We start from the raw sequence: 25,237 nt of genomic DNA, 5'->3' as shown, positions 1-25,237 counted from the left end.
GCTGCGGGTCTCAATGCACTTGTTTCAGAGCGGAGCCGATGCTGTCAACGATCTGCTCAATCTGCTGATCTTCGATAATCAGCGGTGGCGATAAAACGATAAGGTCGCCCGAAGCCCGTACAAGCACGCCATTCTCGTAGCATATCTGCGCGCACGAGTTGCCGCGTGCTCCAGGTTCGCCCGGCCGCGATTCAAGCTCGACGACGCCTAGAAGCCCGATATTGCGAATATCGGCGACGTGCGGTTCTTCCTTCAGGCTATGAAGAGCATGTTCCCATTTAAGGGCAGTTTTCTCGGTTCGCTGGAAAAGCTCCAGTTCTTCGTACACATCCAGAGCGGCAATCCCCGCCGCACAGGCCAAGGGATGTCCTGAATACGTATACCCATGGAAAAGCTCGATTGCTTCGGGCGGACCCGCCATGAAGGCATCGAATACGAAATCTCTCAAAAGAACGCCGCCCATGGGAACCGCACCGTTGGTCATGCCCTTGGCGCAGGTGATGATGTCAGGTGTCACATCAAGAGCTTGAGCTGCGAAAGCCGTTCCGAGACGGCCGAATCCCGTAATCACTTCGTCGAAAATCAGCAGAATGCCGAGTCGACTGCAAATGGCCCGCAGCTTTTCAAGATATTGCTTCGGCGGAGGATAAACGCCGCCGGAGCCGATCACGGGTTCGACGATGACGGCCGCGACGGTTGCAGGATCATTGATCTGAAGGAGGCTTTCCAGCTCATCGGCGAAGTGCATGCCTGTCTCGGGCTGGCCACGGGAAAAACCCATCGACGAGCGATCGTATGGAAGTGAGAGATGAGCGACGTCCGGAAGGAGCGGACCGAAATCGCGTTTGTGGCGCCCGATGCCACCGACAGAAAGCCCACCGAAGCCCATGCCGTGATAGCCCTTGGCGCGTCCGATGAACTTTGTCCGGCCGGAATCACCGCGCGCGCGGTGATAGGCACGGGCGATCTTGAGGGCGCTGTCGACCGCTTCGGATCCGGAATTTGTGAAAAAGACGTGCTCGAAGCGCTCCGGAGCAATTGCCTTGAGCCGTCCGGCGAGCTCGAAGGCTCCCGGATGGCTCATCTTGAATGAGGAGACGAAATCGAGCCGGCCAGCCGCTTCGCGGATCGCTTCTACGATGCGTGGTTGCGCATGGCCGGCATTGACGCACCACAGGCCTGCCATGGCATCGAGAACCCGCCGCCCATCGGCGGTCGTGTAATGCATGCCTTCTGCTCCCACGAACATCATTGGGTTCGAGCGGAATTGGCGCATTGCCGTGAAAGGAAGCCAGTAAGCATCGCCCACATCGTTCGCGAGGGAATGAGGTGCCGTTTGTTGGAGGGTGGTCATCGAAGGTCATCCAGGCTGGGAGCGGAAGGAAGTAGAAAATGAACTTTATGATTATGAAATACAATTTCGATCTAGCCGGGATCAGGATCATTCCGATCTGACCTGACTTGCCCGCTCCAGATGTCGACGCATCAGGAGCGAGGCGATCTCTCGCTCGTCGCGGGCAAGATAGTCCAACATTTCCAAATGCTCGCGGCAGTTCACGACAACCCGCTCGAAGCCGAATTTCCAATCATATTGGGAAAAGCGCCGGAGCTGATTCTGGTGACGGATGGCGGCATGCACGAAGCGGTTTCCGGAGGCGGCGGCCAGCCCTTCATGAAAAGCGGCGTTCATTTCAAAGAACGCGACGCTGGAGGATTCATGCCAGTGGCGCTCGAGGGTGTCCCCATGAAGACGGCGCATCATTTCGATCCAGGACGGGTCCAGACGGAAGCTGGCCTCCAGAATTCCCATTGGTTCGACCATGAGGCGGAAGCGATAGCTTTCATCATGTGTCGCCCTATCTCGAGTTCCGGTCAGAAAGCGCCAGCCATAACCGGGCTTTCGCTCAACCATTTCAAGATCCGCCAATCGCGACAGAACACGCTGGACCGCAGGGCGGTTGAGGCCGTATCGCCGCATGACTTCAATTTCAGAGATGTCTTGCGGCAGCGAGCCAGCTCGATGATCGCGAGCAATCCGAACGAGCCACTCCTCGTCGTCATCGGGGGGCGGTGCCGAGGCCAAGTTTTTTTGCGGGATCGCGATCAACTCGACGCCCCGGTTTGGTCGACGGGCAACGATTCCCTGTTCCTCGAGATGCTGCAGGGCGCCTCGGACAGGGGTGCGGGAGACCTCAAGGCGCCTTGCCAGGCTGTTCTCATTGAGCAGAGCGCCGATGGCGAGACCGTCGTCATTCACCAGCTGAACGATTCGCTCGGCTAAGTCCTGCTGCAATCGCGTCGGCTGAGGCACGCCAAATTTCCTCTTGATTGTATTCTGTCATGATGAAATACAATAGATCCATCAGAAACGCCAGCCCTGTTGGAGAGGCCGCCGATGACCGCATCCTGCCCGCTCATTGAAGTATCCGGAAGTCCCCGTGAGCGGGGGCGCCAGTACGGGGAGCAGGCTACGGGCCGGGTCCGTCTGGGAATCGAGCATTACTCGGACCAGCTTGGCCGCAACAATTTGACGGCGGAAGGGATCGTGGCCCTCGTCAAGCATTTCGAGCCGACGATTGACCGTTTCGATCCCACTTATCTTGAGGAAATGCGGGGAATCGCCGAGGGAGCCGGGGTTCCCTTCGAATCCGTTGTGCTTTTGAACGCCCGTACGGAGATCCTGAAACTCGCTCAGCGGCCCGCCGAGGAGCGCAACATCCCTGATGACGATCCGGATGGCTGCACCGGTGTGGTGGCACTGCCGGAGACGACACGGGATGGGCGCCTGATTCACGCGCAGAACTGGGACTGGAAAGTGGAGTGCGCAGAAACTGCCGTCGTCCTCAAGATCAAGCGTGAAGACGGTCCTGACATTTTGACATTTACCGAGGCTGGCGCTCTTGGGCGCTCTGGCTTCAATGCCGCGGGCATCGCGATCACGGCAAATTATCTTGAGACCGATCGTGATTATCGCCGTCTTGGTGTTCCGCTCGCTCTCATCCGCCGTAAGGTACTCGAACAACGGCAGGTCGCAGCGTCCATGCGGGCGGTTTACGTCACGCCCAAGTCTGCCGCCAACAACATGATCGTCAGCCAAGCCAACGGCATCGCGATTGATTTCGAGTGTGCGCCGGATGAAACATTTCAAGTTCATCCCGAGCGCGGCCTCATTGTTCACGCCAATCATTTTCAAAGCCCTGTTGCCTTGTCCAAGCTGAAGGATACAGGCATCGAAAATACGCCCGACAGTCTCTATCGGGATTTGCGGGTCCGCGCTCTTCTCGAGCCACATCTCGGCAGCATCACCAGGCAGACCGTGAAGGACGCGCTGTTTGACGACTTCGAGGCGCCGTGGTCCGTCTGCCGTCCGCCACGCAAGAACCTTAGCAACAATCTGAGCGCAACGGTTGCAATGATCGTGATGGAGCCCATGCTCGGCATCATGGAAGTTGCGATGCTTCCTGCGCTCAACCAGAATTTCTCAACGTACAAACTCGATATGGAAGTTCAAATTCCATCCAACCAAGTTCAGGCGTCACCGGCACAGGTCGCGTCGCTCGCAAAGACCGCCTAAGCAGCGATCAACAGCTGTCGGCAATGATAACAGAGCAGGAACATCAATATTTCTGGAGGACGACAATGAGATCGAAGGCAAGGCTCCTTCTGGCCGGATGCTTTACAGGCCTGCTGGGCGTATCTGCACTTCCCGCCTATGCCCAGCAACCAACGCTACGCATAGCGCTCAATGCGGATATTCGCGGTACAAATCCGGGCGTAAACCGAGATGACAATACAGATGCGGTTGTTCTGCATGTCGTTGAGGGGCTTGTCGCATATGGCGAGAATGCCAGCATTCAGCCTCTGCTCGCCGAGTCCTTCACAATATCGGAAGACGGCCGTTCATATAGTTTCAAGCTGCGCAAAGGTGTAAAATTCCATAACGGCTCCAACCTTACCGCAGAAGATGTGGCTTGGAACTGGAAGCGTTATCTGGATCCAAAGACCGAGTGGCGTTGCTTGGCTGAGTTCGACGGTCGCGGGCGTTCGCAGGTCGAAGCGGTTGAGACGCCTGATCCGCAGACCGTTGTTTTCCGCCTGACGAAGCCCGATGCGCTTTTCCTGGCGACATTGGCGCGAACCGATTGCGCTATGACCGGGATTGTCCACAAGGACTCAGTAAAAGCTGATGGAACCTGGGGTAAGCCGATCGGAACCGGACCTTTCAAGTTCGAGGAGTGGCGTCGCGGCGAGTTCGTCAAGCTCTCGAAGTTTGACGGATACGCAAATCCTCGCGAGGGCAAGTCCGACGGCTACGCCGGCTCCAAGCGGCCGCTCGTGGATGAAGTTCGCTTCCTCGTCATTCCCGATAACGCATCGGCGAAAGCAGCTCTGTTGCGGGGTGATGTGGACGTCGTGCCGGATATCGCCAATGCGGATGTCAAGGAAATCAAGGGTAACGCCAATCTCGGGCTCTCCATTGCGCAGAACATGGGGCTGAGCACGTTGTTGATCCAAACACGCGATCCGTTGCTCTCCAATGTGAAGTTGCGGCAGGCTATCGCGGCGGCGCTCGATACGCCGCAAATCGCCCAAGCGGTGACCGAAGGATTGGCAAAGCATAACAACTCGGTTGTCCCATTGAGTTCTTCATACCATTCGGCGGCTCACGATCAGGGCTATAAGTATGATCCCGACGCTGCAAAGAAGCTGCTTCAGGAAGCGGGCTACAAGGGCGAGCCGATCGTCATTCTGACAAACAAGCGCTACCCGCAGACCTTTGCGTCCTCCGTCATTATACAGGCGATGCTCCAGGCGGCCGGTATCAATGCGAATCTGGAGGTCTTGGAATGGGGGACCCAGCTCGATCGCTACAATAAGGGCAACTATCAGATGATGGCTTTTCCCTATTCGGCGAGGCTCGACCCGTCGTTGAGCTACGAATCCGTCATGGGCCCGAAGGATAAGCAGCCCCGCAAGGTTTGGGATAACCCCGAGGCGCAGTCATTGCTGGAAAAGTCTATGGTCACATCGGGCAAGGAAGAGCGTCAGAAGATCTTTGATGAACTTCACCGTCGGTTCCTGAACGAAGTGCCCTTCGTCATGCTCTACAATGGCGTGGAAGCGAGTGCCTTTCGAAAGAATGTGCAGGGATACACTGCATCGGTGCTTTCGAAACCCCGCGCCTGGGAAGTTCGGATCACGAACTGAGATCCGTTCGCTGTAAAGCTCGGTTCAGCCGCTCTTTCGTTGAGACGGCTGAACTTCCAGGCTTTCTGCAAGAGCGGTTTGTCGGATGTGAGCCGTTAAGATGCGCCTGAGCGCAGAAGCATCTCGAGCCTCGAGCGCATCAATCATCATGAGATGCTCGCGTCCGGACTGCTCTACACGGGCCCGGGTCTTCCATTGCGATGCAGGTGCCGACGGGCCGCGGCCGCGCAATTCCGTAACGACGTTGACCAGTTCCTGATTGGGGCACAGGGTCAGGAGGCGCATGTGGAAAGCGATATTGGCTTCGTATTGCTCCAAGATTGTACCCGTCAAAATCAGATCATTGAAACGCGTTGCGAGCTTGCGGAGGTCTTCAAGGTCCGTATCCCGAATGTTGTCAATCATACTGTCCACTGCCGCCGTCTCCAGGATGACACGGACATCGCGAATCTCGCTCGCCTGACGGTCGTCGAGCGCATGGACATGATAGCCTTTGTTGGGAACGTGACGGACCAGCCGCTTCAGAGCCAGTTGATCAAGGGCCCGACGAACGTCCATCCGGGTAGCGCTGTATCGCTTTTCGAGGTCAATCTGCTTGAGCCAAGTGCCAGGCGTAAAAACTCCGGCCTGGATATCTCGCGCCATCATATCGACGAGGCTTTCGGAGACAGGATCGGTTTTGCTGGTCATTGTGGTGAGGATACCTCGGGAGAGCAGCCGGAACGCACTTCATACGGGATTGAGAATCCTAAGCAATCCACTTCGGGCGGCGACGATAAAGGACACAAAGTTTCTCAAACCGAAACTTCTGCGAAAATTTCAAAAACCCTTATTGCCAACCTCGGTTATAGATGCAAACATTTTGGCGCCAATTTTTGAACCAAATGAGATCGCCCTATGGATCTTGCCGCTACATCACCCCTTAAAAACGAGCCCGGCACCAAGGACCGGGGCCGTCAAATCTACGATCTCGGCCATTCCACTGTCTTTGCGAGCAAGGCCGATCCGCGGTTCTCCTACTGCCTGTACGTGCCACGCACGCTCGATCAGGACGACGCCCCGGATCTCATTGTTGCAATGCACGGGACGGGGCGCGCTTTCACGGAATACCGCGATGCTTTCGCGGAATTCGGGCGTTGGAATAATTGCATCATCTTGTGCCCGCTGTTTCCGGTCGGCGTTCTGGGAGACGGAAATCGCGACGGCTTCAAGTACATCAAGGAAGCCGATATCCGCTATGACGAGGTGCTCCTGTCGATCGTTGACGAGGTCAGGGAACGCTACAGTCTTCAAGCAGACCGCTTCGCTCTCTTTGGATTTTCCGGGGGAGGGCACTTTACGCACCGGTTCCTTATGCTGCACCCGGAGCGTCTATGGGCAGCGTCTATCGGTGCTCCCGGCTCAGTCACGCTCCTTGATCCCACACGGGACTGGTGGGTCGGGATCCGCAATGTGAAGGAGCGCTTTGGACGCGACATCGACATTAAGGCTATGGGACGTGTTCCCGTGCAAATGGTTGTCGGTGCAGCTGATCTCGAAACCTGGGAAATCACGCACCGCGAAGGTGGAAGAAACTGGATGCCCGGAGCAAATGATGCCGGGCAAACCCGACCTGAGCGACTTGACAGTCTCCGGCGTTCATTCGAGGCCGAAGGTATCCAGGTCCGCTTTGATCTCGTGCCGAATGTGCCACACGACGGAATGCGAGTGGTTGAGAACGTGCAAGATTTCTTCGCCGCGGTCCTGAAGGACCGGCGTTCCAACAAAAATGACTAGGCTGGGGATCAGAGCCATGAATAAAACGACCGTATCCGCTCTTGGAGCAGTGCTCTTCACCGCTGTTCCTGCGGCCGCGCAGACGGTAACCGTTGCGCTGAACGCAGATATCCGAAGCACCAATCCTGGTGTCAATCGGGACGACAATACCGATGCGGTCGTCCTGCATATGGTGGAGGGGCTCGTCGGATACCGTGAAAACGGAACCGTTGCCCCTTTGCTTGCCGAATCCGTTCAGCTGTCCTCTGACGGGAAGACCTACACGTTCCGGCTTCGCAAAGGCGTCAAATTCCATAATGGCGCGGAATTGAGCTCTGCAGATGTCGTGTGGAGCTGGAACCGGTACATGGATCCTAAAACGGACTGGCGCTGCCGCTCTGACTTCGACGGACATTCAGGATTGAAGGTCGAAAAGGTGGAAGCTCCTGACGCCGGCACGGTGACGATGACGCTCGATCACCCAAGCGCTCTTTTCCTTGACTCCCTCGCAAGAACTGATTGTGGGATGACGGCAATCATCCATAAGAGCTCCGTTAAGGAAGACGGCACGTGGGACAAACCTATCGGAACCGGCCCGTTCAAATATGCCGAGTGGCGGCGAGGCGAGTACGTCATACTGACACGGTTTGACGACTACCAGTCGCCGTCCGGCGACAAGCCGGACGGTCTTGTGGGCGCGAAGCGCGCAGTTGTTCCGGAGGTCAAGTTCCTGGTCGTACCCGACGCCTCTACCGTCAAGGCCGCACTTGTGTCAGGGGCCGTCGATGTTGCGCAGGTTCTGGATTCGGATGTGCCGGAACTCTCCAAAGCGAAGAATGTCGCGGTCGGTCTCTATCCGTCGGCGACCAAGCATACCTTCCTTTTCCAAACCCGCGATCCTTTACTCGGGAACGTGAAGCTTCGCCAAGCGATTGCGGCCTCTCTTGATATCCCGCAACTCGTTGCTGCGGTATCCAATGGAAACGGAAAGCCCAACAACTCGGCGGTGGCCATAACATCAGCTTATTATGATGAGGCTCAGCGTCAGGGTTATGTCTACGACCCCGCGAAGGCCCAGAAACTGCTGAAGGACGCTGGGTACAAAGGTGAGCCAATCAAAATCATCGCCAATAAGCGCGTTCACGTACCCAGCTTCAATGCGGCCGTCATCGCTCAAGCCATGATGCAAGCTGTCGGAATCAACGCGGAAATCGAAGTTCTTGAATGGGCCACCCAGCTCGATCGCTATAACAAGGGCAACTATCAGATGATGTCCTTCTCGTATTCCGCACGGTTGGATCCGGCTCTCAGCTATGAGCAATTCGCCGGCCCGAAAGACAAGCAACCGCGCAAGGTCTGGGACGAAGCGCAAGCGCAGGCCCTGATCGAGAAGGCGTCCACCATTTCCGATGAGGCCGAGCGCCAGAAGATCTTTGACGAACTCCACAAGCTGCAGCTGGAAACTACGCCTCTGATCATCTTTGCCAATGGCCAGGAGGCATGGGCTCACACCAAGCGTGTGGAAGGCGCCGATCCTTGGGAAGGTAAACCGCGCGTCTGGGGCGCACGGATCGTAGCAAACTGATCAGCTGACGAGGAAGGAGGACGGCCATGCTGCGCTTCGCACTCAGACGGATTCTCATGGCCGTCCCAACTCTGCTGATCATGGCGGTGTCAGTTTTCGTCTTGATCCGCCTCATCCCGGGAGATCCTGCATCTCTCATGCTTGGCGACCTCGCTGATCCTGCAAGTCTTGCCGATTTGCAGAAACGGTTGGGACTGGACCAGAGCCTCCCCGTACAGTTCTTCATCTGGTTTGGAAATGTTCTGCGTGGTGATCTCGGGAACTCGATTACATCGAGCCAACCGGTGCTGCCACTGGTTCTCGATCGTTTCTGGATCAGCGCGAGAATCGTTCTGATCGCCGTGTTCATTGCAAGCATAATCGCCGTACCGGCGGGAGTGATCGCGGCCTGGAGGCAGAACAGCACTCTCGATCTCGCGCTCGTGGGTTCCGCCACGGTCCTTCTATCCATCCCGACCTTCTGGCTTGGACTTCTTCTTCTGTTGTTCTTCGGACTAAGGCTCGAATGGCTTCCTGTCGTCGGGTACGTGTCCTTCCGGGAGAACCCGACCGCAGCTCTCCTCTACATCATCATGCCCGTGATGACTCTGTTTCTACACGAAATGGGCGTCCTGATTCGAATGGCTAGGGCGAGCACTTTGGAAGTCCTCCGTCTCGACTACATCACGCATGCGCGGGCAAAGGGTCTGTCGGAGAGTGCCGTCCTGTGGCGGCACGCCTTTAAAAATGCGTTCGGTCCCACATGGACACTGATCGGCCTCGTTCTCGGTAACCTGCTCGGCGGTATCGCGGTCGTCGAGACTGTGTTCACGATCCCTGGCCTCGGACGGCTTCTCGTCGATTCGATCTTCGCAAGAGATTATCCCGTCATCCAGGGATGCTTGCTCTTCGTTGCGTTCGTCTATGTGGTCGTGAACCTCATTGTTGATCTTCTCTATCCTGTCTTCGATCCAAGGGTGACGGCGGAATGAGACTACCGGCTCCTAACGCCATTCTTGGTGGCGCAATTATTGGCATTGTTATCATCTGCGCGCTCTTCGGCGCCATCTGGACGCCGTTCGACCCGCTCAAGATCAACTTTGCGGCGCGTCTTCAGCCTCCTGGGCCTGTCTATTGGCTCGGCACGGACGAGTTCGGACGGGATGTTTTAAGCAGGCTGATGACAGCCGCGGCCACGAGCGTCTGGATCAGTCTTCTGACCGTTACGGCTGCAATCACAGCAGGAACTGTCGTCGGAGTTCTGACCGGCTATCTTCGCGGCTGGACCGATCGAATTCTCATGGCCTTCAATGACGCGCTCCTGGCATTTCCGGGAATCCTGCTGGCTCTCGGTCTTCTCGCTGTCATTGGAGCCAACAAGTACGGTATCATTCTGGCGTTGGGGCTCGCCTATACCCCATCTGTCGCACGCGTCGTGCGAGGAGCGGTTCTGTCCTTGCGGGAGAAAGAGTTCGTGGAGGCATCCCGCGTCATGGGGAACTCCGAAGTCTTTACGATGGCACGTCATATTCTGCCGAATTGCATTGCACCGCTTACGGTGCTCGCAACGTCCATGTTCGGTTGGGTATTGCTTTCCGAGAGCGCTTTAAGCTTCCTGGGCCTCGGTGTTCCACCGCCGGCTCCGACTTGGGGTAACATGCTCGCAAGCAGTCGATCATTCATTGCTCAGGCCGTATGGCTTGGCGTCTTCCCGGGCCTGTGCATTTCTCTGACGCTTCTTGGCATTAACCTCCTCGGTGATGCTCTTCGTGACAAACTCGATCCGCGCATGCGAGGGGTGTGATATGGTCAGCACCGAATTGCTCAGTGTCGAAAACCTGAGACTTGCAGTCGCCAGAAGCGGCCTGGAAGTCGTCAAGGGCGTCAGCTTCTCGATGGCTCGGGGCGAAATCGTCGGAATCGTCGGTGAATCCGGCAGCGGTAAGACACTTGCGGCTCGGGCTATCATGAGCTTGGAGCCTCCAGCCATCCGTCGGACATCCGGTTCCATCCGCTTTAATGGACAGGACGTTGCGCAACTCTCCCCGTCCGCGTTGAGGCAACTGCGAGGGGCAAACATCGGGATGGTGTTTCAGGAGCCGATGACATCTCTCAATCCGTCGATGCTGATCGGGCGGCAGCTTGACGAGGGGTTGGCACTGCACCGCAAGCTCGGTCCTGACGAGCGCCGAACGCTGATCCTGGATATGTTGCGACGGGTCGGGATCAAGGATCCTGAAGGTGCGCTCGGAACTTACCCGCATCAATTCTCAGGAGGTATGCGACAGCGCATCATGCTGGCTTCGGTCATGCTGCTGCAGCCGGCCCTCCTGATTGCCGATGAACCGACGACGGCGCTTGACGCCGTCGTGCAGCGCGATGTGCTGGAGCTCATGGTCGAACTGACACGGGCGCACGGGACCGCCGTGCTCATGATCAGTCACGACCTTTCCATGGTTGCCCGTTATACCGACCGCATCATTGTGATGTGCAAGGGAGAGATCGTCGAAGAGGGCGCCACTCAAGATCTTTTGCGCCAACCGAAGCATCCCTATACGAGAAAACTCCTTGCCGCGATGCCGCGCCGGCTCCCGGCGCGGGAAATTCCTGTTTCGACGAGTCCGATTGTCGAAGTGAGGAACTTGGTGGTCGATTATAAGGGCCGTCAGTCTTTCTTTCGCAAAGAAGCCGGCAAGCGAGCCCTGCATGGAATCGATCTTTCGATTGAACCTCGGGAAGTCGTCGCTCTCGTCGGCGGCTCTGGATCGGGCAAGACGACACTCGGGCGCGCCATAGCAGGTCTCCTCGAGCCCACCGGCGGCGAGATCCGTTACGCCGGCCGGTCAATCAAGCCGGGAGCGCAGGGCTGGAACGATTATCGTCTCAACTGTCAGATGATCTTTCAGGATCCGTATTCTTCCCTGGACCCGAGAATGACCATCGGCTCCCTTGTACGCGAGGCCTTGCGTCAGATGCCTCAAATGAACAGCCGAGAGAAGACCGATCGCGTTTATGAAGTACTGAGAGAGGTTGGTCTCAATGAGACTTATGCGGATCGATATCCTCATGAACTGTCCGGTGGGCAGCGTCAGCGGGTAGCGATCGCCCGTGCAGTTGTCCGCCGGCCTGCCTTCGTGATCGCTGATGAGCCGGTATCGGCACTGGACGTAACTGTCAGAGCGCAGGTGTTAGATCTCTTTGCGGACCTTCAGGAGCGCCATGGCTTCTCCTGCCTTTTCATCAGTCATGATCTTGGCGTGGTTGAACAGGTAGCAGATCGGGTGATTGTCATGCAGGACGGGCGAATAGTGGAGGAAGGAGACCGGGATAGAATCTTTGACGCCCCGCAGCATCTCTACACACGGCGCCTTCTCTCCGCTATTCCCGCGCTTGAGACGACGGCAGCTGGTGGCGTGCGACTCAAGTGGCGATTTGATGAGGATCCTCAGATCCAAACAGCGGCCCACGCGTAAAGTCTCCACCGTTCTACGATCTGATACGTACGGCGAGCCCTGAGCTGCAGACTGGGTTCTGCGGCACATTTGGTATGCGAAGCCTCCGGCAGCCTCGAGCTAGCGAGACAAATTTATACGGACTGATCTTCGTGCGCTTCCACGGCTCGGAGTTTGCCGGCTATGAGCGAGGGACCGAGTTGATAGAGGCCACGATAAAGCCGGCCCTTGAGTCTGGTGCCAGGTGATGCTCGCATGAACGGGGCCGCATCCCGGTCTTAGGCGGGAGAACGAGAGTAACCTTCCGCCACACCCTATAGCCTTCTTCGCGTTTCGCTGAAGGGCAATTCCTGCCCACAGCGCGAGAGGTGTTATATGGTCCAGGTTACCTCATCACGGACCGAGAAAAGGCTCCCAATCTCAAACATCTATCTCTCAGTTGACCTTATCACTTGTATTTCTCCCGATTGATATATTAGTGTACAGCATAGCCGCACTCTCAAGTGCCGACAGAAAAATTGCGCTGACAGGGGATACTGTGATGAAAACCCCCATTGAGAGAGCGGCAAGGCGTGCCCGCAGGGTCTACGCTGGCAAGGCAGGATCCAAGCAGCCTCGAAGCCCGACGGCATCCGCCATCATTCGTCAAAATCTACGGGACGAGATCCTCGCCTTAAGGCTCCTTCCAGGTCAGTCTCTTAACGAGAAGGAAATTGCAGACAGTTACGGAGTCAGCCGGACTCCCGTTCGAGAAGCGATCTTAAGGCTGGCTGAAGAAGGGCTGATCGACATTTTTCCTCAGTCCGGCACCTACGTCTCTCGCATCCCTATGCACGCTCTGCCGGAAGCTCTGATCATCCGAAGCGCGCTTGAAGAAGCGAGCGCCCGCATGGCTGCATCGCGCGCCAATCTCAATGACATCGTAAGCCTCGAAGGTGTGATGAGAAGAATGCAGACAAGCGCTGCTCAGAATGATTACGAAGCATTTCATCAGGACGATGACCTCTTCCATGCGACCATAGCGGATGCCGCTGGTTACCCGGGACTCTGGCGCGTGGCGCAGCAGGTCAAGGTCCAGGTCGATCGCTATCGTCGCCTTACGCTTCCGCAGGAAGGGCGGTTTGATCGCGTCCTGGAGGAGCACAACAGGGTATTCAAGGCGATCAGAAGCAATGACCCGGACCTTGCTGCCGATGAAATGCGACGCCATCTCAGCGCCCTGATGGCCGATATCGGAGACGTGGCAAACCTCAATCCTGACTTTTTTGATTGAAGCATCAACGCTTCATATGAATGCACAAACGGCTGATCGAGCGACTTTCATGAACAATTCAAAAAGATCGTGCGTGCAGCATCCGAACGATAGCGATCCGGGATGAGGACCAAGCAATGATGAGTCTTTTTGATCTACACGGCAAAACCGCGCTTGTTACAGGTGCCAACACAGGCCTGGGCCAGGCAATCGCTGTCGCCTTGGCCAGTGCAGGAGCCGATATCGTGGCAGTCGGCCGGTCGTCGATGGCGGAAACAGAGACTGCTGTCAGGAATGCGGGACGGTCGATGCAGGCAATATCTGCAGATCTCTCGACACTTGAGCCCATTGAGCGGATTGTCGCGGAAGCGTCAGGGGAACGACGTATCGACATTCTTGTCAACAACGCGGGGATCATTCGCCGGGCCGATGCGATCGACTACACTGAAGCCGATTGGGACGCTGTGATGGATGTCAATCTGAAAACGGTATTTTTCCTCACGCAGGCATTCGCCCGCAAAATGCTCGCCGACAACCAGGGCGGAAAGATCATCAACATTGCGTCACTCTTATCGTTCCAAGGTGGTATCCGCATTCCTGCTTATACGGCTAGTAAGAGTGGCCTTGCGGGGTTGACGAAGCTGCTGGCTTGCGAGTGGGCGGGCCGCGGCATCAACGTCAATGCCATCGCTCCCGGATACTTCTCCACCAATAATACTCAGGCATTACGAGAAGACGAGGATCGGAATGCTCAGATCCTTGCTCGCATTCCGGCTGGAAAATGGGGCGATCCGTCGGATCTGGGTGGAGCCGCCGTATTCCTTGCGTCTCAGGCCGCAAACTACATTCATGGAATTGTTCTTCCTGTCGATGGTGGATGGCTTGCTCGCTAGCAAGTGATCGACCGTCGTCGGCAATATGCGAAGGAAGCCTCAAGATGGCGGTAAAGGGACCACGCAGAGCGACAGTTGCAGGAACTCATCGATTGAAAACCCAATTCTCTCGTTTCACAGGGAAAATGTCCCACAGGGCATGAAATAAAGTTTCGCTCGCTATAAGTCGGATGAGGTTTCGGGTCGCTCATGACTTGCATAGACCGGTCGGCACCAGCACGTTCCGCTCGGAACCAACGCTGTGGTCCCGGGTTCTCGCGCTTGAGCGCCTTCGTGTTGCGAAAGCACAAAAATGCTTAAGTTGATCGGTACTCGTATCCAGATCTTCAATGAGAAGCCAAATCCTGAAGTACAGGCAATTGTGGGGCGCAAGCGGAGATCGGCGTGACTATCGTGCAATACCGCAATCTGATGTGGGACCTGGCCGTCATTTTTGGTTGGGCGTCGCCCTTTGTGCTGGGCATGGGATATTATGCACGCAAGCGCTTCAGACTGCTTCTGAAAGCTCCGCTGACAGATGAGGTAGAGCACCAGACCCATGCCTGGGAGCATCGCGTTCAACGTTGGACGATCCTTGGTCTTTTGGTCCCAGGCGGCTCCATTCTTTGCTTTATCGCGTGGCTTGTATTGTCCCGGATGTCATCGGGGTCGGCCTAAAGGGTTTTAGGGCCGGTCCGAGCGCGCGCGCATACAGAAAAGCAATTTGCGGAAGGAGCTGAATAGCCTCGCGCCATCCATGAACTGCCGCATAGAACAAAAGTCCCGGCATCGCAAAAAGCACGGTGAGCACTGACAGGATTGGAAAGCGAAATATCTCAGTTTCAAAAGACAACTCGTCGAGCCGTCTGAACCGAGGATCGGCCCTGAGCGTCCCCTGTCCTTTGAAGACGGCATAAGTCAAAAGAAGCTCATGCTCTTGAAACCTCGCCCATTCTATTCCCTCGAGGGGAGAGGGGCCATGTTCCCCGGTCCAGCGTCGTATTAATCCTGTCACAGCCAGGACAAGGACCGTCACTGGCAGAATGACCGGAAAAGCAAAAGCCGCGACTGGTCCGACCCTGAAGGTCAGGGCTTCTCTGACAAGTCGATGATCGGCTTCACTCGAGGCGTCATTCACCAACTGAGATCCAAGCTCATCAAGGTGTTTCTTGCGTCGTCTTGCAGAAGGGGCTGCCAAGAGCGTGACGGCCCAGCTAATGACGAGAGCGAAAAATCCAGCTACGGCCATCACCAGAATTGGCATTGAATACCGCTCCCTGAATTGATGGGGATCTCATCGCAGGATCATATCATGGGTAGTTCGCGAGGTTTGGGGCCCCGCGGGAACGCTGCGTCGATTTGAGCGATCTCCTCTTCAGATAAAGTAAGGTCTCCGGCCGAAGCGTTAAGTCTCGCACGCTGGGCCGTCCCGGTTTTAGGGATGACGAAGAGAGATGGGCGGCGAGTAAGAAATGCTAAGGCGATCTGCCGCGCCGTTACACCCCGTCCAGCGGCGATCTGATCAAGAAGTTGACCCTGCTCAGTTTCTGGTTCTGGAAAGTCTCCATGCCCAAAAGGAGAGTATCCGACAACCGCAATTCCCTGTCGCTCACAGAAGGGAATTACGGCGTGCTCGATCGCCCGCTCGCGAAGGTGATAAAGAACCTGATTGCAGGCGATCTTGCCTGGACCCGCAATTGAAAGAGCCTCTTCCAGGTCGTCCACGTCAAAATTACTGACCCCCCAAGCAAGGATCTTTCCGCTTCGCCGCAAAAACTCGAATGCTTCGATCGTTTCCTCCAACGGATAACTGCCTCGCCAATGAAGCAAATAGCAGTCGAGACGGTCCGTCCCGAGGCGTCTCAACGATCTCTCACAGGCGGCGATCGTCCCATCATAGGAGGCATTCTGCGGCAGAACTTTTGAGACCAGGAAGGCCTCGTCACGTCGATCTGAAAGCGCTTCCCCGATCAAGGGTTCCGCCTCACCGTACATCTCCGCCGTATCGATATGTGTCATCCCGGCATCCAGGCCAGCATGAAGTGCTGCCAGCGCCATAGGCCTATCATCATCGTCAAGATGCCAGGTGCCCTGTCCGATGACGGAAACCAGAGGCCCTCTCGCTCCAAAGGAATGATGTCGCATGTTTCTTCTCCATCATTGGAATGCTAGACGCTGGCATTATGCAGGGGGAGCCGCATGATATGAAAATGCGCATCCTGGTTCGTGTGCTCATTTTAGATTTCTTCAAAAGTAGTCAGGAGCCCGCGCTTTCATCTTTAGTATTCGACATGTCTTGGCGATCCGGGCGATCCGGGCAATGGTGAATCCGAGGGCTTTGGAAACCCCAATACTCTGGCATCACTGGTGCTCGATCAAAAATCCCAGCTCATCTCTGCTGCTCAAGTTTGATTTGTGACAATATACTCCGGAACAATTTGTGAACGGTTCAAATTCACATCTTGTCAAATAGGAATTTCGGACATATCTGGGCCCTGCGCCGCAGAGTTTAAGACGGCGCGGCGCTTAATCCTGATGGATGTTGCGGAACAATCTTCCTCAATATTTCAATCACAATGGTTCCTGCGTGGCCAAGGACAACAACACAATGAACGAGAACGTAACCGCTCCAAGCTTCGTTGAACTCGCTGCTGATATCGTTTCGGCCTATGTGAGCAACAACTCTGTTCCGGCCGCGGATCTACCGTTGCTTCTCAACTCAGTTCATGCCGCTCTGACGAAAACCGCGCAAGGAATCGTGGAAGAGCCGCAGACCGCGCTGTCGCCGGCGGTTCCGGTCAAGAAGTCAATCACACCCGATTTCATCATTTGTCTCGAGGATGGGAAGAAATTCAAGTCCTTGAAGCGTCACCTTCGTACGACCTACAATATGACTCCTGAACAATATCGGGCCAAATGGGAGCTGCCGCGGGATTATCCCATGGTTGCACCAAACTATGCCAAGGCGCGCTCGGAACTTGCCAAGACCATGGGTCTAGGGCAGCAGCGCCGGAAGGATGAGGCCGAGAAGCCTGCTCCTGTTGCGAAGGGTCGCCGCAGCAAGAAAGCTGCTTGATAGGATCGAGAGCGGCTCATTTTGCCTCGATCGGTGTCGTCAAATGCCCGCCGAAAGGCGGGCATTTCTTTGTCTGGTCCGACGCAGGTCGATCTTCATGGAAGCTGGCTATTCGTACCCTTGCCTTCGAAAGGCCTTTGGCATGAGGCGTTGTTAAGGAGATTCTTACGACTTGTAGGTCTTCTGAGAATTCATGAATGCTATGCGAGGAGCGATCATGGAGAAGATGCTCGCAATGGCGGATGACGTTGCCTGGCGGCGTGACATAAAGCGGTCTCTCGATGATGCCCGTTATCGCGTCCGCTTCTACACAGGTCTCTACTGGGATGAAGACCTGACAGGCGCCGTGCTTCATGCCTGCCGGGAGGCTTCTGCCGACGGTGCAATGGGTAATCGCCTTGATGCGGCCAGGCAGCTTGTGCAAACGCGGTGCCGGATGTTGGTTCAGGCAATGGACCGTTTCGCGGTCCGAGACTTCAGGCAGATATCCACGTTTCGGGAGCAAGCGCTCGCGGCTATCGATATGTTTCAGGATGCTGTCTTGGAAAGTCGCCGATTCCGAAACGCGACATTGCCAACGGGACAGCTGCTGAGACGGCGGGCTCTTTGACCCGTGGTATGGCTTTTGAACCGAACCGAGATTTAAGGAGCGGTTTGACCTGAACCTCGATAGGCTTCCGAAATAACACGAGTCAGACTTCCCGTTGAAGGAAAGAGCGGGATCAAACACGCCTGCAACGCGTGGTATAGATCAGGCTTGCCGCTGAAGAGTCTAGATTGGGGAACGAGCGTCTCCGACAGTTCCGGATGCCATCCGCCATGTGCTGTGTCGATGACATGCCTGGCCGTAAAGTCCCATAGATGCCGGTACCATGCCTCGTGAAAGTCGTCTGGAAGGTGATCGCATAGGAAGGACGCAGCACCGATGGCTTCCGCGCATGGCCACCAGAGTTTCTGACGCAGATCAGGCTCGTTGTTCCAATCCAGTGTATAGAAGAAGCCGCCATGATGGCTGTCCCATCCTAGGGCAATAGACTGCCGAAAGAGCGCGCGCGCGGCCTGCGGCATCCAATCGTTCTTCTTCCCGCCGAGTGCCCAGAGTTGCAACAGCAATCGTGTCCACTCGAGCCAGTGTCCAGGCGTTGTGCCGGATGGACGAAAGACATCCGAACCATGATAGTCGCGATTTAGGTGCCAATCCTGGTCAAAGTGCTCCGCAACGCGATAATCGAGGTCCGCGGCATGACGGCGAATAATCAGGCTGGCGATACGCTCCGCCCATTCGAGAAGTGCTCCATCCCCGGTAGCCTCGAACGCGGCCATGAGCGCTTCGGTCAGGTGCATGTTCGAATTCTGGCCCCGGTAGGATGAAAGAGGGGACCAGTCCCGCGCGAACTCTTCGGCTACAGCGCCATGCTTTTCCTCCCAGAAGTAGTCCTCCAGGATCCGCCTCACATCTTCAAAAAGCGCGTTTGCCAGGGGATGGCCAACGATTTTAGCGCTGGACGCAGCAAGCAACACGAAGGCATGCCCATAAGCTTGCTTCGTATCGTCTTTGTAACCGTTGTCATCCAAGGACCAGACATAGCCGCCATTCCGGGCATCGCGATGGTGTTTCCAAAGGTAGCTCATTCCATGATCGATGATGTCAGCGCAGCCCGGCCGACCCAGAAGGTGCCCGATGGCGAAGCAGTGGACCATCCGGGTCGTACTATGGAGCTGACGAATGTGACTTTGACGGATGGGTTCGCCGGTTTCATCCAAGTCATAAAATCCGCCGCTCGGGTTTATGATGCGGGGTTGGAAAAACGCGAAAAGGTCGGTTGCCTGATCTTCAAGCCACTGCCGGTGAAGGTGTCGCTCGCGCCAACTGGAGCCGCTCGGAGGAAGAATGGGCTTTACCGGTTGCATGATGGCTCCAATGCTAACTCTTGTCGGGCTCGAAACGAGAAGACCGAGCGGCGTTTTGCGATGTTCCTGCAAGGCTACATGGTGGGGGCCGTCAAGGCCATATCAAGCTGTGGGAATGGTTTGACTCAAGGCCCTTTGAGCCAGACGCTTTAGTTCAGGCAGAACCTGTTCGAGACCTGCAGCCTCGGACTTTCTGCCGAACGCGAAATAGAGGGTGCGGTAAAGTGCGAAGAGTTGCTCGTAGATCTCCTGCGCTGCCGGATCCGGATAGAAGACCCGAAAAGGACGACAGATGGCATTTTGAGCACTTTCGACATCGGGATAGGATCCCGCAGCAAGTGCGGCGAAGACACCTGACCCGAGCCCGGTCGGAAGTCCATCGGGGACGAGGACAGGCCGGCCGAGAGCATTGGCATAAACCTGATTCAAGACCGAGTTGCTTTGAGGTATGCCCCCGGCATTGATGACACGTTCCACAGGCACGCCGCCCTCGACCATACGTTCGAGAATGATCCGTGTGTGAAGAGCGGTGCCCTCGATGGCGGCGAACAACTCATCCTTCGCCGTATGAAGCAGATTCCACCCAAGCGTAATCCCCCCGAGGTCCGCTCGGACGAGAACTGTTCGATCCCCATTGTCCCACGTCAATCGCAAGAGACCCGTCTCTCCAGCCCGATAATGCTCAAGCCCTTCAGACAGAGCTTTGATGGAGGTATTGGCCCGACGGGCGATGGCCTCAAAAATGTCCCCTGTCGCCGACAGGCCAGCTTCGATGCCGGTCAGGGAGGGGCTGACGCTTCCAGGCACGACGCCGCAAACGCCCTGAATGAGATCGACATTCGGCGCCATGGCAATGATGCAGGTCGAGGTTCCAACCACATTGATTGCATCACCAACGCGGCAACCCGCGCCAATTGCGTCCCAATGGGCATCCAAGGCGCCGACGGGAATCGGAATGCCGGGTCTCAACCCTAGACGTTCGGCCCATGGTTGCGAGAGATGGCCGGCAATAACGTCGGATGTTGCATATTCTCCTCCGAGCTTGTCGCGAAATCCGTCGAACAGGGGATCCACCTTGCTCAGAAACTCCTGTGAGGGAAGACCGCCCCATTTCGGGTTCCACATCCACTTGTGACCCATGGCGCAAACACTCCGCTTGATGCGCCGCGTATCGGTCACTCCGGTGAGAGTGGCGACGACCATATCGCAATGCTCAAGAGCGGTAGCAGCCTGATCGCGCTTATTTGGATTATGCCGGAGCCAATGCAGGAGCTTTGCAAAACCCCATTCGGAAGAATAAACACCGCCGCACCAGTGGATCGCTTCGAGGTTCTCCTGATGGGCCATTCGGGTAATCTCTTCGGCCTCCGCTTTCGCGCGGTGATCGCACCAGAGATAGTAATCGCCGAGAGGTTTCAGAGTCTCATCGACCACAACGACGCTTGAACCTGTGGTATCGACCGCAAGGGCGGCGATCTCGTGACCGTCCAAGCCTGCCGACTCGAGCGCTCGTTGCATAGCATTCGCAAGCGCACTCATATGGTCTACGTGAGACTGAGCGGCAAAATCCGGATCGTCTCGCCTGCGGTGAAGCGGGTACTCGGCTGAACCGAGGCCAAGAGGCCCTTTCTGGTCGTCGATCAGGGTTACGCGCACGCTAAGAGTGCCGAAATCAACGCCGGCGACGATAGGCATTCTTATGACTCCCAAGGTGAGATTTATCCGGCCCGCAAGCGTCGATGTCAGGATTGTCCATAGGTCGCGGTCTTGCCGTGTTTTCGGAAGTAGTGCTTGTCGAGAAGCGTCTGGGAGACACCGGTCTTCTTCGGTTTCAAACCCACTGTGTATGTCGCCATGCGAGCAACTGCTTCAAGAACGACGGCATTGTGGACGGCGTCCTCCGGCGAGCGTCCCCAGCAGAAGGGGCCATGATCCGCGACAAGTGCGGCCGGTGTCTCCAGGGGATCTCTGTTCCCAAAGCACTCGACGATCGCCACGCCGGTTGCGTGCACATAGTCGTCTTGGATTTCTTCGGCAGTAAGCTCTCGGGTCACGGGAATGGGACCATAGAAGTAGTCGGCGTGCGTTGTCCCGAAGGGAGGGATGGGACGTTTGGCTTGCGCCCATGATGTGGCGAATTCAGAATGCGTATGGACGACACCTCCAATCTCTTGAAAAGATCGGTAAAGATGGAGATGCGTTGCCAGGTCGGAGGAGGGCCGAAGGTCTCCCCAGGCTTTCTTGCCTTCAAGATCCGTGATGACGAGATCATCTGCCGTCATGCGTTCATAGGGGACGCCGCTCGGCTTGATGGCCACGAGCCCGTCCTTCCTGCTGATGCCGCTGACATTGCCGAACGTGTAGAGGACAAGCCCGCGACGCACGACTTCCAGATTGGCTTCCAGAACCTGCTCCCGAAGCTCCTTAAGCATTGAGGTTCCTCTACCAAATGAAAGACGATCATGACGGTCTGTCATGATCGTCGCTTTTGACCACGTTAGCGTGCTGCCGTCCAGCCTTTGTACTGGCCGACATTCTCGGAAGTGATGAGCTTGGGCTCAAGGAGAATAACGTTCTTTTCCGGCTTCTTGCCGTTCAATATGCCTGCTGCGAGTTCAAGAGATTGCCCCGCCATCACATATGGGTCCTGAGAGGCGGATGCCTTGATAAGGGAGTTGCCCGATTTCAGTTCCGCCTCGATATCCGGTGCGCCATCCACGGCCGTGATGATAAACTCGTTACGGTTCAATTGCTTTGCGGCGAGGTTCGCGCCGATGGCGGTGGGATCATTGATCGCAAAGATTGCATCCACCTTGGGGAAGCGTGTCAGGAGACTTTGCGTGACGGCGAAACCGCCCTCGCGAGATCCTTTGGCATCCTGATTGTCGGACAGAACCTTGATGCCCGAGTTCTTCTCGAAGACTGCTTTGCAACCTTTGACCCGGTCGGTCACCGATGAAACTTGGGGGCCGTTGACGATGAGAACATCGCCTTTGCCCTTAAGGTGATCGACGATGTACTGGCAGGCGATCTCCCCCGCTTTGACGTTGTCGGTCATGACCGTAACGTCGGCGCCTGCCGCGGCAACGTCGAATGCCGCCACGACCATCCCGGCGGCCTGAGCTCGTTTGACCGAAGGTTCGACCGCAATGGGATCAACCGCATTGATCATGAGAACGTTCGCGCCGGAGGCAATGAAGTTGTCGACCTGGGTGAACTGCTTGTTCAGATCATAATCGGACGAAACGGATGTGATCTTCACATTCGGGTTGATGCTCTTTGCCTTGTCTTCGATGCCCTTGATGGTGGCGACAAAGAAGGGATTGCCGAGCGAGCCGACGGAAATGCCGACGCTGGACAGATCTTTTGCCATCGCAGGACTCGCCAGACCGGCGAGAACGGCAAGGCTGCAGGTAAGCCGGGATATCATCATCGTTTCCTCCTTGTGGGTGCGGTTTATCGGGATCTTTCTCCTGATGACCGCTTGAACCAGTATCCAAGTACAGAATGCTGGTATTCCGCTTAAGTCCGCGCTGATCCTTTCAGGCGATAGCGATCGAGCGCTACCGCCCCGATAATCACGAACCCCTTGATGATAAATTGCCAAATGTCGGACACGCCGACGAGGATGAGGCCATTCGACAGAATGGCAATGATCAGAGCGCCGATCAGTGTGCCCCAGATCGATCCGATGCCGCCGACAAAGCTCGTGCCGCCGAGGATGACTGCCGCGATAGCATCGAGTTCATAGGATTGTCCGAGCTGAAGTCCGTTTGCGGCGTAGAGGCGAGCCGCGGACATCACGCCTCCCAGACCACTTGCCAGGCCCGAGATGGAGTAGACGAAAAGGAGGACCGCCCAGACCTTGATGCCCGTCAATCGTGCGGCATCAGGGTTTCCCCCTACCGCATAGATATGCACGCCCAGCACCGTTCGCCGAAGAATGAACCATGAAACGAGCACGACCACGAGGGCAATCACCACCAGCCACGGAACTCCGAAGAGATTGCCATTTCCGATGAAGGCAAAAGGAAGCTGCGGGTTGAATTGGGTCGTATCGGCGCCCAACAGCCGGGCAAATCCTCTGACCGCCGTCAGAGAACCAAGTGTCACGATGAAAGGGGGGAGTCTTGCAAAGGCGATCAAGGCACCGTTGATCACTCCCAGCCCAAGCCCCGCGAGAAGGGCGGCCGGGATTCCAAGCAATCCCCAGTCGGGAATCTTCGAGGCCATGATCGCGACCATCGCGGCGGCCGCCAGGATCGACCCCACGGAGAGGTCGATGCCGCCAGTGAGAATGACAAACGTCATGCCCGCGGCCAGAACGATGTTGATTGAAGCTTGCTGTGCGACGATCGATAGGTTTTGGACGCTGAGGAACCGCCCGGACATGAACTCGAAGACTGCTCCGAGAATGATCAGGACGGGAAGCATCCCCAAAGCCTGAACAGTCGAGCGCCAAGCCAACCTCCGTTGGCGGCTTTGCCCGCCGGTATCGGCTCCGACGCCTCCACTTTCCTGAAAGGATGCGCCAGTCTCATTCGGAGTTGTCATGCAGCTTCCCTCACGCCTGTCGCAATGGCCACGATGTTCTCCTGAGAAATCGGAGCATGTCCCGTTCCGCCGACTTCTCCGGCAATTCGACCCTCCCGCATGACCAGAACGCGATCACAGATGCCGACGATTTCCGGAAGCTCGCTCGAAATGACGATAACCCCCACGCCATTGCGAACGAGATCGTCGATCAGTCGGTAGATCTCCGATTTTGCTCCAATGTCGACGCCACGGGTCGGCTCATCCAGAATCAGGATGCGGGGCTTCGTCTCCAAGAGGCGTGAAAGCAGAACCTTTTGCTGATTACCGCCCGACAAGCTCCCAACGGGGACGATGTCGGCGGCTACCCGGATGCCGAGGGCGCGAATGGCGGCAACCGCACGCTCCTTCGCGGCTCGGAGATTGAGGACGCCGCCTGCATGGGCATCCCGTCCGAGTACGCTCAAGTTCACATTCTCGCGGACGCTGAGATCGAGAAAGAGGCCGAGATGCTTCCGATCCTCGGTGAGATAGACGACGCCCGCGTCGATGGCGTCCTGCGGTGTCTCGATGGAAAGACGGCGACCGTCGAGAATGATCTCGCCGCCGGTACGCAGGTCGGCGCCATAGATAAGCCGGGCCAGCTCGGTCCTTCCGGCGCCGACAAGACCCGCAAGGCCGAGAACTTCGCCGTGGTGTAGCTCGAACGAGCAATCGTGTACCCTGTGCGCGTCACGCACATTGCGGACCGAGAAGATCACGGGGCCCCGGGAGCCCTTGGCATTGTGTTCTTTCTTGTAGAACGAGGACAGATCGCGCCCGACCATCATCCGGACAAGGCGCTCGGCGGAAATGTCGTCCCGTCCCAGCGTACCCACATATGCCCCGTCCCGAAGCACGGAGACGCGGTCGGCCAGTTCATAGACCTCCGCCATGCGATGGCTGATATAGATGATCGCCATGCCCTCGGAGCGCAGCTGACGCACGAGAGCAAACAACGCATCCGTTTCCCGCGACGATAGCGACGTCGTTGGTTCATCCATGACGAGTATGCGTGAATTCGCGATCAGCGCGCGAGCAATCTCGACCAATTGTCTCTCGGCCATCGAGAGTTCGCCTACACGCGTGGAGGGCGTAAACGTGACCTTAAGCCGCTCAAGGACCGCCCGACATGCCTGCTCCATCGAACGTCGGTTGATCGCAGGACCGTTTCGATGCTCACGGCCTAGAAGCATGTTCTCCGCGACTGTGAGGTTGGGCGCCAACGACAGTTCCTGATAGATCGTGGAGATGCCGGAATGAATGGCCGCAAGCGGGCTGCCGATCACAACAGGTTGGCCGTCGATGCGAATTACGCCGCCAGGGTCAGCTTGGTAAGCACCTGATAGGATCTTCATCAAGGTCGATTTGCCGGCGCCATTCTCACCCATAAGGGCGTGAATTTCGCCTGGATAAACGGTCAAAGACACGTCTTTCAGTGCTTTCACGCCGGGAAAGGTCTTGGAAATTCCAGCCATTTCGAGGATCGGAGCCGATCCGGTCATGGATTTGTCCTATCCGGGCAATGCACCAAGGATTCCAGCGCGAAGGCGGCCTCAATCAAGCGGCAATGGA

At 56.6% G+C, this 25,237-nt stretch carries 21 protein-coding genes; 10 read left to right on the top strand and 11 right to left on the bottom strand.

Annotated features, from left to right (window positions below; all coding sequences use genetic code 11):
* Nucleotides 1-10 precede the first annotated feature (10 nt).
* Both LJD17_RS12910 and LJD17_RS12905 read right to left on the bottom strand, forming a co-directional pair.
* Nucleotides 11-1,354: an aspartate aminotransferase family protein gene (locus tag LJD17_RS12910; protein ID WP_227384593.1), complete on the bottom strand. Its 1,344-nt coding sequence runs from the start codon at nucleotides 1,352-1,354 to the stop codon at nucleotides 11-13.
* 87 nt (nucleotides 1,355-1,441) lie between these two features.
* Nucleotides 1,442-2,311, bottom strand: a complete 870-nt coding sequence (locus LJD17_RS12905; RefSeq protein ID WP_227384592.1) for a GntR family transcriptional regulator — start codon at nucleotides 2,309-2,311, stop codon at nucleotides 1,442-1,444.
* Nucleotides 2,312-2,395: 84 nt separating this feature from the next.
* On the opposite strand from LJD17_RS12905, the gene LJD17_RS12900 reads away from it, so the two are divergent.
* Both LJD17_RS12900 and LJD17_RS12895 read left to right on the top strand, forming a co-directional pair.
* On the top strand, nucleotides 2,396-3,574 hold the full coding sequence (locus tag LJD17_RS12900) for a C45 family autoproteolytic acyltransferase/hydolase (protein WP_227384591.1): 1,179 nt from the start codon (nucleotides 2,396-2,398) through the stop codon (nucleotides 3,572-3,574).
* Between the two features lie 65 nt (nucleotides 3,575-3,639).
* Complete coding sequence (locus LJD17_RS12895; protein ID WP_227384590.1) at nucleotides 3,640-5,208, top strand: ABC transporter substrate-binding protein; 1,569 nt, start codon at nucleotides 3,640-3,642, stop codon at nucleotides 5,206-5,208.
* Between the two features lie 24 nt (nucleotides 5,209-5,232).
* Here the strand turns inward: LJD17_RS12895 and LJD17_RS12890 are convergent, their stop codons facing one another.
* The gene (locus LJD17_RS12890; RefSeq protein ID WP_319799701.1) at nucleotides 5,233-5,853 is read right to left on the bottom strand and encodes a GntR family transcriptional regulator; all 621 of its coding nucleotides are present in this window, start codon (nucleotides 5,851-5,853) and stop codon (nucleotides 5,233-5,235) included.
* A gap of 252 nt (nucleotides 5,854-6,105) precedes the next feature.
* On the opposite strand from LJD17_RS12890, the gene LJD17_RS12885 reads away from it, so the two are divergent.
* From LJD17_RS12885 to kduD, 7 genes are all read left to right on the top strand, one after another.
* Complete coding sequence (locus LJD17_RS12885) at nucleotides 6,106-6,984, top strand: alpha/beta hydrolase (protein ID WP_227384588.1); 879 nt, start codon at nucleotides 6,106-6,108, stop codon at nucleotides 6,982-6,984.
* Between the two features lie 16 nt (nucleotides 6,985-7,000).
* Nucleotides 7,001-8,548 (top strand): ABC transporter substrate-binding protein, encoded by a 1,548-nt coding sequence (locus tag LJD17_RS12880; RefSeq protein WP_227384587.1) that lies wholly within the window; start codon nucleotides 7,001-7,003, stop codon nucleotides 8,546-8,548.
* A gap of 26 nt (nucleotides 8,549-8,574) precedes the next feature.
* On the top strand, nucleotides 8,575-9,519 hold the full coding sequence (locus tag LJD17_RS12875) for an ABC transporter permease (protein WP_227384586.1): 945 nt from the start codon (nucleotides 8,575-8,577) through the stop codon (nucleotides 9,517-9,519).
* Nucleotides 9,516-10,331 (top strand): ABC transporter permease, encoded by an 816-nt coding sequence (locus tag LJD17_RS12870; protein WP_227384585.1) that lies wholly within the window; start codon nucleotides 9,516-9,518, stop codon nucleotides 10,329-10,331. The genes LJD17_RS12875 and LJD17_RS12870 overlap by 4 nt, the downstream gene beginning before the upstream one ends.
* 1 nt (nucleotide 10,332) lies before the next feature.
* Nucleotides 10,333-12,000, top strand: a complete 1,668-nt coding sequence (locus LJD17_RS12865; RefSeq protein WP_227384584.1) for an ABC transporter ATP-binding protein — start codon at nucleotides 10,333-10,335, stop codon at nucleotides 11,998-12,000.
* Between the two features lie 418 nt (nucleotides 12,001-12,418).
* Entirely contained in the window at nucleotides 12,419-13,252 is an 834-nt protein-coding gene (locus tag LJD17_RS12860; protein WP_227384583.1) for a GntR family transcriptional regulator, read from the top strand.
* A gap of 116 nt (nucleotides 13,253-13,368) precedes the next feature.
* A complete protein-coding gene (gene kduD / locus LJD17_RS12855; RefSeq protein ID WP_227384582.1) occupies nucleotides 13,369-14,124 on the top strand; it encodes a 2-dehydro-3-deoxy-D-gluconate 5-dehydrogenase KduD in 756 nt (251 codons plus the stop codon).
* Between the two features lie 610 nt (nucleotides 14,125-14,734).
* On the opposite strand, the gene LJD17_RS12850 is transcribed toward kduD, so the two are convergent.
* Together LJD17_RS12850 and LJD17_RS12845 are read right to left on the bottom strand one after the other, a co-directional pair.
* On the bottom strand, nucleotides 14,735-15,367 hold the full coding sequence (locus tag LJD17_RS12850; protein ID WP_227384581.1) for a hypothetical protein: 633 nt from the start codon (nucleotides 15,365-15,367) through the stop codon (nucleotides 14,735-14,737).
* A gap of 41 nt (nucleotides 15,368-15,408) precedes the next feature.
* Nucleotides 15,409-16,248: an aldo/keto reductase gene (locus LJD17_RS12845; protein ID WP_227384580.1), complete on the bottom strand. Its 840-nt coding sequence runs from the start codon at nucleotides 16,246-16,248 to the stop codon at nucleotides 15,409-15,411.
* A gap of 463 nt (nucleotides 16,249-16,711) precedes the next feature.
* Here LJD17_RS12845 and LJD17_RS12840 point away from each other — a divergent pair, with 463 nt between their 5' ends.
* Complete coding sequence (locus LJD17_RS12840; protein WP_227384579.1) at nucleotides 16,712-17,179, top strand: MucR family transcriptional regulator; 468 nt, start codon at nucleotides 16,712-16,714, stop codon at nucleotides 17,177-17,179.
* Nucleotides 17,180-17,821: 642 nt separating this feature from the next.
* Here LJD17_RS12840 and LJD17_RS12835 read toward each other — a convergent pair.
* The 6 genes from LJD17_RS12835 to LJD17_RS12810 form a co-directional block, all read right to left on the bottom strand.
* Nucleotides 17,822-19,090 (bottom strand): AGE family epimerase/isomerase, encoded by a 1,269-nt coding sequence (locus LJD17_RS12835; RefSeq protein WP_227384578.1) that lies wholly within the window; start codon nucleotides 19,088-19,090, stop codon nucleotides 17,822-17,824.
* A gap of 102 nt (nucleotides 19,091-19,192) precedes the next feature.
* Nucleotides 19,193-20,785 carry a ribulokinase gene (locus tag LJD17_RS12830; protein ID WP_227384577.1) on the bottom strand — a complete coding sequence of 531 codons (1,593 nt, stop codon included), beginning with the start codon at nucleotides 20,783-20,785 and terminating at the stop codon, nucleotides 19,193-19,195.
* Nucleotides 20,786-20,832: 47 nt separating this feature from the next.
* Nucleotides 20,833-21,522, bottom strand: a complete 690-nt coding sequence (locus LJD17_RS12825) for an L-ribulose-5-phosphate 4-epimerase (protein WP_227384576.1) — start codon at nucleotides 21,520-21,522, stop codon at nucleotides 20,833-20,835.
* Between the two features lie 65 nt (nucleotides 21,523-21,587).
* Entirely contained in the window at nucleotides 21,588-22,523 is a 936-nt protein-coding gene (locus LJD17_RS12820) for an ABC transporter substrate-binding protein (protein WP_227384575.1), read from the bottom strand.
* Between the two features lie 89 nt (nucleotides 22,524-22,612).
* Entirely contained in the window at nucleotides 22,613-23,644 is a 1,032-nt protein-coding gene (locus LJD17_RS12815; RefSeq protein ID WP_227384574.1) for an ABC transporter permease subunit, read from the bottom strand.
* Nucleotides 23,641-25,167, bottom strand: a complete 1,527-nt coding sequence (locus LJD17_RS12810; RefSeq protein WP_227384573.1) for a sugar ABC transporter ATP-binding protein — start codon at nucleotides 25,165-25,167, stop codon at nucleotides 23,641-23,643. Before LJD17_RS12810 ends, LJD17_RS12815 begins: the two co-directional genes overlap by 4 nt.
* Nucleotides 25,168-25,237 lie beyond the last annotated feature (70 nt).

The organism is Microvirga rosea, from assembly GCF_020595095.1.
GTDB classification, from domain to species: domain Bacteria; phylum Pseudomonadota; class Alphaproteobacteria; order Rhizobiales; family Beijerinckiaceae; genus Microvirga; species Microvirga rosea.
Note: the sequence above shows the minus strand (reverse complement) of the source record. Positions and strands in the feature narration are given on the sequence as shown.